At 62.0% G+C, this 12,892-nt stretch carries 11 protein-coding genes; 1 reads left to right on the forward strand and 10 read right to left on the reverse strand.

Annotated features, from left to right (window positions below; translation table 11 throughout):
- Positions 1–395: 395 nt before the first annotated feature.
- Positions 396–1,334 (forward strand): lysylphosphatidylglycerol synthase transmembrane domain-containing protein, encoded by a 939-nt coding sequence (locus ACFPN2_RS11665; protein ID WP_380596776.1) that lies wholly within the window; start codon positions 396–398, stop codon positions 1,332–1,334.
- Between the two features lie 40 nt (positions 1,335–1,374).
- Here the strand turns inward: ACFPN2_RS11665 and ACFPN2_RS11670 are convergent, their stop codons facing one another.
- The 10 genes from ACFPN2_RS11670 to ACFPN2_RS11715 all read right to left on the reverse strand — a co-directional run bounded on the left by ACFPN2_RS11670 (position 1,375) and on the right by ACFPN2_RS11715 (position 12,862).
- A complete protein-coding gene (locus ACFPN2_RS11670) occupies positions 1,375–2,010 on the reverse strand; it encodes a gluconate 2-dehydrogenase subunit 3 family protein (protein WP_380596777.1) in 636 nt (211 codons plus the stop codon).
- Between the two features lie 10 nt (positions 2,011–2,020).
- Positions 2,021–3,706: a GMC oxidoreductase gene (locus ACFPN2_RS11675; protein WP_380596778.1), complete on the reverse strand. Its 1,686-nt coding sequence runs from the start codon at positions 3,704–3,706 to the stop codon at positions 2,021–2,023.
- A 122-nt stretch (positions 3,707–3,828) separates the two neighbouring features.
- The gene (locus ACFPN2_RS11680) at positions 3,829–5,169 is read right to left on the reverse strand and encodes an amino acid permease (RefSeq protein ID WP_380596779.1); all 1,341 of its coding nucleotides are present in this window, start codon (positions 5,167–5,169) and stop codon (positions 3,829–3,831) included.
- A gap of 3 nt (positions 5,170–5,172) precedes the next feature.
- Complete coding sequence (locus ACFPN2_RS11685) at positions 5,173–6,489, reverse strand: Xaa-Pro dipeptidase (protein WP_380596780.1); 1,317 nt, start codon at positions 6,487–6,489, stop codon at positions 5,173–5,175.
- 22 nt (positions 6,490–6,511) lie between these two features.
- Positions 6,512–6,973 (reverse strand): cupin domain-containing protein, encoded by a 462-nt coding sequence (locus ACFPN2_RS11690; RefSeq protein WP_380596781.1) that lies wholly within the window; start codon positions 6,971–6,973, stop codon positions 6,512–6,514.
- Positions 6,974–7,133: 160 nt separating this feature from the next.
- On the reverse strand, positions 7,134–7,583 hold the full coding sequence (locus ACFPN2_RS11695) for an META domain-containing protein (protein WP_380600110.1): 450 nt from the start codon (positions 7,581–7,583) through the stop codon (positions 7,134–7,136).
- 90 nt (positions 7,584–7,673) lie between these two features.
- Positions 7,674–8,423 (reverse strand): SDR family oxidoreductase, encoded by a 750-nt coding sequence (locus ACFPN2_RS11700; RefSeq protein ID WP_380596782.1) that lies wholly within the window; start codon positions 8,421–8,423, stop codon positions 7,674–7,676.
- Positions 8,424–8,433: 10 nt separating this feature from the next.
- Positions 8,434–9,414, reverse strand: coding sequence for a D-erythronate dehydrogenase (denD, locus tag ACFPN2_RS11705; protein ID WP_380596783.1), 981 nt, complete (start codon positions 9,412–9,414; stop codon positions 8,434–8,436).
- Between the two features lie 63 nt (positions 9,415–9,477).
- Positions 9,478–10,776: an APC family permease gene (locus ACFPN2_RS11710; RefSeq protein ID WP_380596784.1), complete on the reverse strand. Its 1,299-nt coding sequence runs from the start codon at positions 10,774–10,776 to the stop codon at positions 9,478–9,480.
- Between the two features lie 58 nt (positions 10,777–10,834).
- Positions 10,835–12,862, reverse strand: a complete 2,028-nt coding sequence (locus tag ACFPN2_RS11715; RefSeq protein ID WP_380596785.1) for an amidohydrolase family protein — start codon at positions 12,860–12,862, stop codon at positions 10,835–10,837.
- Between the last annotated feature and the right edge of the window lie 30 nt (positions 12,863–12,892).

Consider the following 12,892-nt stretch of genomic DNA (forward strand, 5'->3'; position numbering starts at 1 on the left):
CCGCGTATCTCTTTGTTTGGCGCTTCGCGCCCGCCCTTCCATTGGCGCTAACGCGCACCTGTAAATTCCCGCCCACCCGCCCATGTATCTAGTGTTAGCGCTGCGCGCAGCTCGCGAAGACCCACCCGCTCGCGCTGTTGGCGCTTCGCGGGCACCCGGCTTTGCTGGGCCGTGCGCAGCACGGCAGGCCGGCGCGCCAGCGCCGATTAAATGGGGCGGGTGGGAGGGCATCTTTGAGCAGGGCGCGACAGCGCCCCAGCCGCGTTAGCGCCGAAATAAAAGCCAGGTGGGCGAGCTTTTAAAGGCCCAGCGCGGAACGCGCGTCACCCTGAACGAATTGCATCCGGCCACCCCCCGCCGCGCGAAGCGCCCAATTTGAGATGATCGACCGCGAAATGAAGAAGTGGGCCCCATTCCTCTGGATCCCGATGCTGGCCCTGGCCGCCTGGGTCCTGGTCGACCGGCTCGAAAGCATCGACTTCCACGACGTGAAGCAGCAGGTGCTGGCGCAGCCGCTCGGCACCATGCTGCTCGGCCTGCTATTCAGTGCCGGCGTGTACGCATTGGTGGGACTCTACGAAGGCATCGCCGTGCGCATGGCGAGCGGTCGAAAGATAGCCGGCGTCGCATTCCGGACCGCCATCATTTCCAACCCGATCGGGCGCGCGATCGGTCTCGCCCTGGTGAGTGGCGGCGCGCTGCGTTATCGAATGTATGCGACGGTCGGCCTATCGGCGCGAGAAGTCGCCGCCGTCGTCATCATCGCGGCCATGCCTTATTTCTTCAGTGTCGGCTGGCTGATCGACTTGTCACTGCTACTCAACGCCGACACCGCCGCGCAGGCGTTGCGGATCTCGACGAGCACCGTGCTGTTACTAGGCGCGATCGGTCTCGCGAAAGACATCGGCTGGCTGACCTTCGTCATCCGTCGCAAGACGCCGCTGACGATAGGCGGGCAAACATTGCCGGTGCCGACGTTTCGTGACACGTCGGTGCAGCTGATCGTCGGGCTGGTGCAGATCTCGTTGATGACGGGCATTCTGTATCTGTTCATGCCCGACGAGCTGAACATGAGCTGGCCCGCGTTCATCGCGATCTACTGCATTGCCTTCGTCGCCGGACAGCTCAGCAATGTGCCGGCCGGACTGGGCGTATTGGAAGCGGCATTGTTATTGATGTTGCCCCAGGTCCCGCCGGCAAAACTGCTGGGCGCCGTGCTCGCGTATCGCGCGGTGTTTGAGATTCTGCCGCTGCTGGTCGCGCTGGGCTTGTTGCTGACGTTCGAATCGACCAGCGCCAGCGGCTTTTTACGCCGCCGGCTACTGCGTCGCTGATCGTCTATTTTTCGCTCCGGCTAAGGGCGCCTGAGCGGGGTTAGAGCCGCCCCATCGCTTCCTGCGCCCACGCCTTGCCGTTGCCGGCTTGCGCGACGGGCACGCAAGCTTGGAAACCGCCCGGCACGGCGACGTATTGCAGAACTTCCGTGGCGCCGACCTTCGAACAGAAGAAGCCCAACAACGTCAGCTCCCGCGTCATGAGAATGAAGGGCCGCTTCAAATCTTTCGGCCGAGGATCGTAGGCAAGCTCGGTCGCGATGGCATCGTCATTGAACTTCTGCACCTGTTCGGTCTGCTGAGCCTTGCTCAGCTCGACGAACGGCTTGTTATGCGCCTTGCGGGCCGCATCGTCGAATTCCTTCAAGCCGGCCAGATAACGATCGCGATCCGCCTGCTCGTAGACATCCTTGAGCATGGTGTCGATGAAGCCAGGCACACCCACATCCTTCGAGCCAGGGGTATTGGTGCGCGGGATGATGATCTCCGCGACCTCAGCCACGATCGCGCCTTGTTCCTTGCTGAAGAACACCGGCTGCCAGAGCGACTCTTCCTTCTTCGGCGCGCAGCCATTGAGCATGCCGAGAATCGCAGGCGCCGAGACCGCGCCGCCCATCAAGTAGGCGACCCGCTGCAACACCTGACGACGATTCATATTCATATGGTCGAGACTCATGAGCGGCACCTCAGACGTTCATGCGCTTCAGTTCTTCGACCGCGTGATTGCAGGCACGCGCGGTCAAAGCCATGTAGGTCAGCGACGGGTTCTGGCACGCCGCGGACGTCATGCACGAGCCGTCCGTGACATAGACGTTCTTACAAGCGTGCACCTGGTTGTGAGCATTGAGTACGGAAGTCTTGGGATCGCGGCCCATGCGCGCCGTGCCCATCTCGTGAATGCCCAGACCGATGCCCATCTCGCGGTCATAAGAACGCACATTGCGATAGCCCGCGGCCTCGAGCATTTCGGCCGCGTCGTTCGCCATATCTTTACGCATCGCCAGCTCGTTCTGCCTCAACACGGCGTCGAACGAGAGCACCGGCATGCCGTACTTGTCCTTCTTGGAATGATCCATGGTCACGCGATTCTCGTGATACGGCAGGATCTCGCCGAAACCGCCGAGCCCCATGTACCAGGGACCGGGCTCGGCCGCACTTTCCTTCAGCTTCTCGCCGAGCTTGGTATCGAGCATCAGCCCGGTCCAGCCGCCGCGCGACGCGCCGCCTTGATAGCCGAAGCCGCGCAGGTAATCGCGCTTGTCCTTGCCGACGTTCCGATATCTCGGAATGTAAATGCCGTTCGGCCGGCGACCCGTGTAGTACTTGTCATCGAAGCCGTCGACCATCGCGCGGGCGCCGATCTCGAGCTGATGATCCATGATGTTACAGCCGAGCTCGCCGCTGTCGTTGCCGAAGCCGTTCGGGAAGCGCTTGGAGATCGAGTTCATCATGATGTACGTCGAGCCGAAGGTCGACGCGCACAGGAAAATCACTTTGGCGAAGAACTCGGTCTGCTGCCGCGTCTCCGCGTCGAGCACGCGCACGCCGGTGGCGCGCTCCTTCTTCTCGTCGTAAATGATTTCGTAAACGATGGAATTCGGCCGCAGCGTCATGTTGCCGGTCTTCTCGGCGGCCGGCAGCGTGCTCGATTGGCTGCTGAAGTACGCACCGAACGGGCAGCCCCGAATACACATGTTTCGATATTGGCAGGTGCCCCGTTGCGGGCTGTGCGCCAGCGGCGCCGTCAGATGCGCGACGCGGCCGATCGTCAGCTGGCGGCCCAGCTTCTCGGCCACCGCCTGCTTGAAGTGTTTCTCGACGCAGTTCATTTCCATCGGCGGCAGGAACTTGCCGTCGGGTAGCTGCGCGAAACCTTCGTTCTGGCCGCTGACGCCGATGAACTGTTCGACGTGGTCGTACCAGGGCGCGAGGTCGTCGTAACGGATCGGCCAGTCCACCGCGATTCCGTCCTTGGCGTTGGCCTCGAAGTCCATCGGGCTCCAGCGATAGCTCTGCCGGCCCCACATGATGGAGCGGCCGCCGACGTGATAGCCGCGGATCCAGTCGAAGCGCTGCTTCTCGGTGTACGGGAAGTCGTTGTCGTCCACCCACCAGTGCTTGGACGCCTGCGTGACCGCGTAGCCAGTGCGGGCCGCGGTTTCATGGCGCCTCAACTCCTCGGCGGTCGCGCGCCCGGCATATGGGAAGTCCCAGATATCGGTGGTGGCCGTGGGATAGTCCTGGACGTGCCGGACCATGCGCCCGCGATCCAGCACCAGCGTCTTCAAACCCTTTTCGGTCAGCTCCTTGGCCGCCCAGCCGCCACTGATGCCGGTGCCGACGACAATGGCGTCGTAGGTGTTCTCGTTCATCCAACCCCCTCTCACGCCGCCCTCTTAGCGGTCGAATCTATGGCTAGTTTCCGGAGTGTAACCGGTTGCATTCGGCGCCAGTATGCATCGCCTGCCGGCCGGCTGGCGAGTGAATTTGTCAGTCAATAACTCGGGGTACTGGGTCGCGCCTCGGTTCCGGGCCGCTGCATTAACCAGTAGACCGGCAATCCGGCCGCGAACAGCGCCATGCTCCACCAGAACTCTTCGGCGCCGGCGCCGAACAGCGTCCACAGCGAATACACGGACGCCAGCATCGCGATTAGCAAGAACGGCGACAGCCGCCGCCCGGCCGCGCCCAGCAACCCGTCCCAGCAAAGCTTGAGCGCGGCCACGGCACAGCACAGATACATGACCAGATACGTCGAGGTCGCGATCAGGATGATGAAGGTGAACACCTGCACCATCGAGCGGCTGTAATTCATCAGCACCAGCGTGGTGAGCAGCAGGCTCGTGATCACCAACGACGCGCCCGGCGTCCCGTGTTTCGATTCGCGAGCGAACACTCGCGGAAATACGCCTTCGTTGGCCAGCACGCGTGGCATTTCCCCTTGTAACAAGATCCAGCCATTGAGCGCGCCGAAGCCACTGATGAAAGCAAACAAGGCCAGCGTGCTCGCGACGCCATCGCCCCAGAACATTCGAATGACCTCGGCGAGCGGCGCACTCGAATCCGCGAGTTGCGAGCCCGGCAGCAACAGCACGACGATGGAGCACGTAAGAATGTAGATAACCGCGGTGCCGAGCGTGCCCCAGAAGGTCGCCAACGGGATGTTTCGTTCTGGATTTTCTACATTGCTCGAGGGCACCGTGGCCGACTCCAGCCCGAGAAACGCCCATAGCGTCAGGATGGCGGCCGCGTTGATCGCAGGCCAGGAGTAGGTGGTGGGTTCAGCTTTGATGACGGAAGCGTCGCCCTTCATCAGCAACCAGACGCCCAGCGCGACGATGGCGACGAGCGGCAACAACTTCAGCACCGTCGTGACGATCTGCACGCTGCCTGCCTCGCGGGCACCCCGCCAGTTCACATAGGTCAGCACCCAGATGATCACGCACGATGCGATCGCAGGCCCGCCGGTCGTGTGCTTGATCCAGGGAATCAACTCGGCGAGATACGCGACCGTCGCGATGGCGATGGCGGCATTGCCGACCCAGGCGCCGATCCAATAGCCCCAGGCGGTGAGAAATCCGATCCGGTCGCCGAAGGCTACCCGCGCATACACATAGGGTCCGCCGGCCTTTGGAAACAGCTTCGCCAACCGGGCGAACACCGCCGCCAAGGCGACCGCGCCGGCGGAAGTGATCAGCCAGCCGAAGATGCTATTGAGTCCGTACGGCGCCAGCGACGCCGGCAATAAATAAACCCCCGAGCCGACGACGTTGCCGATCACCAGCGCCAGGCACATCCAGAAACCCATCTGACGGCGTGGCGGTGGGGTGCTCATGGCTCAGTCCAATCGGATCTGACGGCCGGCTTTGACGACGCCGCGGATCTGACGAAGCTTGTCTATATCCGCCAGTGGGTCGCCTTCCACTGCAATCAGATCGGCGAACTTGCCTGTCGCGATGGAGCCCAGGTCTTTTTCTTGGGCCAGCAGTTGAGCCGAGTTCAACGTCGCGGCGCGGATCGCCTGCATCGGCGTCAGTCCATAACGCACCATGTATGCAAACTGACGGGCATTGTCGCCGTGAGGATAGACGCCGCTGTCCGTGCCGAACGCGATTCGCACGCCCGCCTTGACCGCTTTCGCAAAGCCGTCGCGTTGAGTCTGCGTGGTCTCGTCGTTCTTGCGCAGGATCTCTTCGCTCCAGTGATCGCGCCGGCCGGTCTCGGCGATGTAGTCGCCGTTATAGATGTCGGCCACCAGCCAGGTGCCCTGCTTCTTCATGAGCGCGATGCCTTCGTCGTCGAGATACGACGCATGCTCGATGGAGCGCACGCCCGCGCGCACCGCTCGTTTGATTCCTTCGGCCCCGTGCGCATGAGCGGCGACAAAGATTCCATATTGGGCGGCTTCATCCACGGCCGCGTGGATTTCAGATTCAGAATACTCGGCTGCGCCGGGCGTTGTGCCGGCCGTCAACACCGCGCCGGTCGCGATGACCTTGATGAACGTCGCGCCACCGCTGATCAGCTCGCGCACGCGCTGCCGGATTTCAAGCTCCGAGTTCGCGACGCCCCGGCGCATTTCCACTGGCACCACGACATCAGGCGCGAAACCGGTCACCTCGCCACCGCCGCCGCTGACAGTAATGTATGCACCCACCACAAACATCCGCGGCCCGTCGATGATGCCGCGATTGATGGCATTGCGAAGCGCCACATCGGTGAAGGCGCGATAACAGCCCACATCGCGCACCGTCGTGAATCCCGCTCGCAGCGTTCGACGTGCATTGTCGACGCCTTGAAGCGCGGCGTCGGCCGCTGATGTATACAGAGGAGCCGCGACCTCGGCGGACGTGATGAAGTCCGCGAGGTGAGTGTGCATGTCCATCAAACCGGGCAGCACGGTGTAACGCGACCAATCCAGCCATTGGCCGCCGGCATTCGCATCGGCCTTGTAGTCGCCGACCGAGACGATGCGCTCGCCGTCGATGCGGATCATTTGATCGCTGAGCACGCGACCGCGCTCCACATCGATCACTTTGCCGGCGCGAATCCACAGCGGGTTAGCGTGGGTGGCCCAGCTGATGGCAAGGCCCAACAGAGTCAGGCATCGCAGCGATGATTTGAGCAGGCGGTGGAGCGACATCGATTGGGTCATATCTCTCCGGCCGGGCGGCGGGCTATAGCAACGCCGCGTATTGCGACAGTTTGCCGACGAAGTGAGCCTGATGGTCGGGCAAGTCGGTGGTGAATTTGAATCCCGAGAACTCGAAGCCCGGGCTGACTGTGCAGCCGACCAACGAATACTCGCCCTGGCTGCGCGCCGCTTGCCACACGCCAGAAGGAATTACTCCCACCGGTCGCTCGGGAGCCAGGAGATGGCGTTGCAGTTGCCGGGAATTCGGATCGTAGGCCAGCAACTCGAGCGGCGCGCCCCCGTAGAAATGCCAGATCTCGTCGGCGTCGACGACGTGCCAACGACTCAGCTGCTGGTGTTCGAGCAGGTAATAGATCGCGGTGGTCGCGCTACGCACCTCGGCGCCGCGCTGAACTCGATCCGCGGAACGATAAATTTCGCGATACCACCCGCCCTCGGGATGAGGAGCGAGCTGCAGCGCCTGAATCACGTCCTTGGCGGTCATGAGCGCAACATACTGCGCGCTGCCATCAGCAGCAACATGGAGCTGACTCCAGCGCCCGGGCGCCCGCAGGTAGCGGTATGCGGCGCACGGAGCGACAACATCCGCGTGCGGGTGCTGGATCGCGACGGCAAGCAGTTCGAGCTCGATGCCGACGGGCTGCTTAGAGATTCCTGGCCTCGAATCGCGCGATTGGCATCTGCTGAGCGTTCAGCAGTTCCAGCTGCGAGCCCTTGATACGCCAGCCCGCCGTCGCCTTCACCGCTTCCAGCAGCGCGGTCTCGGTCGGCATGTCCGGGCAGAACATGCGCGTCGCGACCACCTCGCCAAAGCTGAGCTGCGCGCCGGTTTGTTTATATTTCGTCGAGATCCGATTGCAGCCAGCATGCCCGACGACGCTGCCATCGGCGGCGTTGAGCGCGATGTATGCCTCACGGCCACCTTCGCTGATCGTCACCGGCTTATCGCCGAGCTGCATCAACGCCCAGCGCGTTCCTGCCAATTCGTACGTCACTTCGTCGCTACTCGACGCGGGAGGTTGCGGCTCGTTGCTATTGCATGCCGCCATCGTCAGCAGTGCGACGATCACGGCAACGTATCTGACTCGGCCCATCACGGTGCGACGCCTCGCGGAGAGGAATACACGGCGAAGCAAAATACAACCTCGCCCGCCCGGCGTCGAGCCGCACGCTCCCGTACGGACTCAGCCGCGGCCGATGTATGGCATGGCGGTCGCCATCACGGTCATGAACTGGACGTTGGTCTCGAGCGGCAGACCGGCCATGTAGGCGATGGCTTCACCCACATGATCGACCGGCATGGTCGGCTCGGCCAGCAACGAACCGTTGGCCTGAACGGCGCCGGTGGAAATCTTACTCACCATCGTTGTCGCCGCGTTACCGATGTCGATCTGCCCGCACGCAATGTTGTACTTGCGACCGTCCAGCGACAGCGACTTGGTCAGCCCCGTGATGGCGTGCTTGGTCGCGGTGTAAGGCGCCGAGTTCGGTCTCGGCACGTGCGCGGAGATGGAGCCATTGTTGATGATGCGACCGCCTTGCGGCGACTGATCTTTCATCACTCGGTAAGCAGCCTGAGCAACCAAGAATGCGCCCGTCAAATTCACCGCGACCACCGCATTCCATTGCTCAGCCGTGAGCTCTTCGAACGGCACGGGCGGCGCGCTCGTGCCCGCATTGTTGAACACTACATCGACGCGCCCGAACGCCGTCTTGATCTTCTCGAACAGCTGCGCCACCGAGTCGGGTTGCGTCACATTTGTCGCTATCGCGAGCGTCTGCGCACCGCCGGCCAGCGCGGCCGTTTCTTTCAATGTTTGCTCGTTGCGGCCGGCAAGCACGACCACAAACTCCTTCTTGGCCAGCGCCAGCGCCGCGTTGCGCCCAATGCCACTGCCGGCGCCGGTGACTACCGCAATCTTTCTCTGGCTCATGCGTCGTGTCTCACTTGAGATAGTCGTTGATGTATTCGCGAATGATGCTGTCGACACTCTCATCCAGCGGGAACCCAAGCGCCGCCGCTCGCGTGGCCAGCATCTGCTCGGGCCACGCCGATATTACCTTCATCACGAACGGATCCGGCTGCTCGCTGATCGCGCCGAGCTTACGGTTGCTCGCAACTCGGCGCAGGCTTTCGATCATGTCAGCGACGGATACTGTGCGCGTACGCAGATTGATCGCACGATCCGCACCCAGCGTGCTGCCGTCGACGGCATGCAGCGCAATCAATCCTTCGATGACGGTGCGGTAGCCGGTCACGGCTACCTTTGTTGTGAAAGGAACCGGGCACACGTAATCCTCACCGTTCAGCGGCTCACGCAACACGCCACTCGCGAACCCCGAAGCCGCGCGATTTGGTGCGCCGGGTCGCACGATCACCATGCCCAGGCGCGCACTGCGTCCATCAATGAATCCCTTTCGCGTGTAGTCGTTGATCAACAGCTCCCCGATGGCCTTGGTCATTCCATACGTCGTCTGCGGAACGTGCCGCGTCGGGTCGTCCACCTCACGCGGCGCCGGGTCGCCGCCGTAGACAGCCAGTGAGCTTGTGAATACATATCTCGGCCGGGAGCCGAGTGCAGCCATTGCGTCCAGCACATGTCTGTGTCCGTCCAGATTGACACGCATCGCCAGCTGGAAGTCCTGCTCCGCGCCCGCGCTGACTACCGATGCGAGATGAAAGACGGCGATGTCGGGACGATCGATCAGGCGCGCTGCGATGGAGGGATTCGCGATGTCGCCCTCGACCAGTTGGATGCGCTTGTCGGTGACGACCAGGTCGGGAGGGATACGACTGTCGAACAGCACCAGCTCGCTGATGTCCTTCCTCTCGCCGGAGGGAGCGAATACCCATCCCTGCTCAAGAATGCGCGCGGCCAAACGCTGGCCGAGGAATCCTGTGCCGCCTGTGATTACCACTTTCATGGATCTCGCCCCTTCGGATCGACTTCGGGGGTGAGTGTAGTGACGGCGGGTTGGGAATTCTTGCTAAATCGCTTTCTTCTTCAGCCGCGTCCAGATCACGTAGTACACGGAGCCGATGACGGCCCAAACGAGCAACGCGAGATAAGGTCGCGTGTCGGCACCCAACCCAAGGGTGATAACGAACAGTGCGCAGGCGGCGCCGAAGTAGCCCCAGAAGTGCATCAACCGGGGGCTGAATTTAAAACGCGCGCTCTCGTACAGGTCCGGGTGCGACTTCACCACCTTCGCCGCACACAAACTCGTAGTCACATACTTGAGCAGCGTGGGAATGCTCACCGAGAGAAACAGAAAGGTCAGGCTCATCGGCAACAACAGGCAAGCAACGCAGAGCCCGAACGTCGCGATACACGCAACGTGCGGCGTGCCCCACTTCGGATGAACTCGAGCGAACGCCTCAGGCAGCACGCCGGCGCGGCCCATGGCAAACAAGCTGCGACTGAACACGATGAAAATCGCATTCAACGACTTGCCGATCGCCAGCACAGCCGCCAGCACAATGACCGGCGTCGCCAACGGCCCCATGAACTGCTTGGCCGCATCGAGAATCGGCGCCTCGCTGTCGGCCAACGCATCGCCGCCAAGCACGCCGATCGCAACAACCGCCACGAGCAAATAGAGCACCACCGCCGACGTAATAGACAGTGCGATTCCCAGCGGAATCATCCGCCGTCCGTTCCTCACTTCATCGCCGACTTCCGTCGCCGCCTCGATGCCGAAGAACAAGCTCACCAACAACGGCACGGCCGCCAGCACACCCGCCCAATTCATCCCCGACGGCATCGAGAAATTGACCGCCTCAACCGCCGGCGCACCCCACGCAGCGAAGATCAAGAACATTACGACCAGCCCAGCCATCAACGTCTTCTGCACGCGAGCCGCGATGCCGACACCGAACAGATTGGTCAGCAACACCAGCGCGAACATCACAAACATCGTGGGCTTCGTCGGAATCGGTGTCAGCATGGACACGTAACGCACCAGCACCAACGCCAGCACGATCATGGCGCTGCTGTTGCCGACGATTCTCAGCCACACGACGATGAAGCCCACCGCCGGATGGATGAAACGCCGGGGCCATTCATAAGAAGCGCCGGACGTCGGCAGGGCCGACCCCATGAACGCATAGTTCACAGCGATCACGAACATGGGCACGGCCGCGATCAACACGGACAGCAGCATGCCCGGCCCGGCCAGAGCCGTCGCCGGGGCGATCACGGAAAAGATCGCCACACCGACTGCCGTGCCTAATCCCAAGGCGACGACGGCCGCAAGGTCGACGCCCTGCTTCAGTTGTGACTGCAAATCTGTAGTTCCGATGGAGGCCTGAGAATGCTCGTTCGACCGGTGGTCGTTATAAGCCTTAGCTGGTCGGGCCGCTCAGCACCGCCGCTTCGGCGAACGGCTTGATGCCCAGCGCTTCATAGATCTCGCTCGGGAAATATAACAGGCCATCCTTCATGACCAGACGGATCTGGCGCACGGCGGACACGTCTTTGGTCGGATCGCCAGGCAGAAGAATGAAGTCAGCCAGCTTGCCCGCCGCGATGCTGCCCAGGCTCTGTTCGAAGCCGAGATATTTCTCGCAATCATAAGTGGCCATACGCAGCACGCGAGCCGCCGGAATGCCGGCCTTCTGATACAGCTCCAGCTCACGATGCACAGTGAAGCCGGTAGTGTCGTCGGTGCCCGGCAGCATCTGAATGCCTTCCGAGTACAGCTTCTTCATCAGCTCCAGCTGCTTCTCCACCGAAATCAGATAAGCCTCGTCCTCTTCATGGTTCTTGAAGTCGACGAACGAGCGCTTGCGATAACGCTGATAGCCGATGGGCATGTGATCCAGATACGGCGCATCGCCCGCCTGCACCTTGCCAGCGCGGCTCGCCAGCAGGCGCTCGAGAATGACCATCGTCGTGTCGAGCGCGGTCTTGTGCTCTTTCATCAGCGCAATCGTGTTACGCACTTTCTCGCTGTTCAGATCCAAGGTCGCCGCGCGCTCGCCCATCGCCGTCAATCGAAGCGTCGTGCGCGTGTCTTCCTGCGGTCCGATCAGCCAACCGAGCACCAGCTGGTTGATGTGATTGATCTCATCGTAGCCATCGCGAATCGCACGATCCGGCGACATGAACGCCGGCACATGACCGCTCACGCGCATGCCCAACCGATGCGCTTCCGTTGCGACGGGCGCGACCCAATCGGGATTGAAGGAGTTATAGATCTTCATCTGCCGGTAACCGTGATCGGAATACCAGCGCACGATGTCGATCGCTTCGGGCAGCGTCTCCGGAATGCGGCCAATGCGAGCCGAGTACGAGCTGCGGCCTTCAATCAAGCCTGCGCGCACGATGCGCGGCCCGGGCAGCTCGCCCTGGTCGATGCGCTGAGTCAGATCGAGCAACAACGCGTTGTCGTTGCCGAGATCGCGGACCGTCGTCACGCCGGCCGCGAGATAAAACAATCCCGACTCGTCCGAGTTGTGAGAATGCATGTCGTGCAAGCCGGCGAGCAGCGTGCCGCCGTTGCCGTCGATCACCACTTCATCGGCAGGCGGTTTGAATCCAGCAGGCTCGACCGAAACGCTCGAGATCCGATTGCGATACACCACAACGGAAACGACATCGCTCAGCTTCTCAGTTTGCGGGTCATAGACGCGCACGTTGCGGATACGAATCGGCGTATCGAAGCGATGCGCGAGCCGCTGCTGCATTTCCTTCAGCCGAGTGACGCGCAGGTTTCGCTCGAGCGTCTGCAACTGCTCGACCTTCGACTCAAAGCCCTTGCGCACCAGCACTTCGCGCGAATCCAGCTTTGCAAACAAGCTGCCATCCGCGGCGAGCAGCAGAATTTCCGGAGAGAGATTCGCGCCCGTGATTGCGTAGGCGGTGACCGGCACATCGCCCACATGAGTCTTCTGCAACTCTTCCAGCCGCAGCGAACCGGACGGCGCCACGTCGAGCGTCCGATCCTTCGCCTTCAGCAACATCCGGGCGTAGAGCCCGTAGCTCCACGGGCTGCCGTCGTTGGTGATGTAGAGCTTCGGCTGCGACATGCGCGCACTGCCCTTACCATCTTGAGCGCGCCATTGAGCCGAGCCGCGTTGCCAGGTGAATTGCTCGTCGACGGCGCCGCCGAACAGCGATTTACCTTTGATGGTCCACTGCGTCGGAATGCCAGCGTCGTTCAACGTCAGCTGCTCGCGCACCTTCGGGCCGCGACCGTTGTTGCTGACTTCATAAGTGATCTCGACTTTGGTGCTGTCGACGTTCGCGATCAGCGAGCCGACTTTCTCTTTGGCGGAAATGACCGAATATTCATCGGTCGCCGCGCCGGCCCAGGCGTGCATACACAATGCGCCGATGAGCACGCCGAGGCGCGTAATCTTGCGACTCAAAACCATTGCTGAGGAACCCTGCTGACACCC

The sequence above is a fragment of the Steroidobacter flavus genome, from assembly GCF_042651805.1.
Lineage (GTDB): Bacteria > Pseudomonadota > Gammaproteobacteria > Steroidobacterales > Steroidobacteraceae > Steroidobacter > Steroidobacter flavus.

Coding starts and splice junctions, on each gene's coding strand:
- ACFPN2_RS11675 (WP_380596778.1), bottom strand. CDS start 3,706: ATGAACGAGAACACCTACGACGCCATTGTCGTCGGCACCGGCATCAGT.
- ACFPN2_RS11665 (WP_380596776.1), top strand. CDS start 396: ATGAAGAAGTGGGCCCCATTCCTCTGGATCCCGATGCTGGCCCTGGCC.
- ACFPN2_RS11685 (WP_380596780.1), bottom strand. CDS start 6,489: ATGACCCAATCGATGTCGCTCCACCGCCTGCTCAAATCATCGCTGCGA.
- ACFPN2_RS11670 (WP_380596777.1), bottom strand. CDS start 2,010: ATGAGTCTCGACCATATGAATATGAATCGTCGTCAGGTGTTGCAGCGG.
- ACFPN2_RS11695 (WP_380600110.1), bottom strand. CDS start 7,583: ATGGGCCGAGTCAGATACGTTGCCGTGATCGTCGCACTGCTGACGATG.
- ACFPN2_RS11690 (WP_380596781.1), bottom strand. CDS start 6,973: ATGACCGCCAAGGACGTGATTCAGGCGCTGCAGCTCGCTCCTCATCCC.
- ACFPN2_RS11680 (WP_380596779.1), bottom strand. CDS start 5,169: ATGAGCACCCCACCGCCACGCCGTCAGATGGGTTTCTGGATGTGCCTG.
- denD (WP_380596783.1), bottom strand. CDS start 9,414: ATGAAAGTGGTAATCACAGGCGGCACAGGATTCCTCGGCCAGCGTTTG.
- ACFPN2_RS11700 (WP_380596782.1), bottom strand. CDS start 8,423: ATGAGCCAGAGAAAGATTGCGGTAGTCACCGGCGCCGGCAGTGGCATT.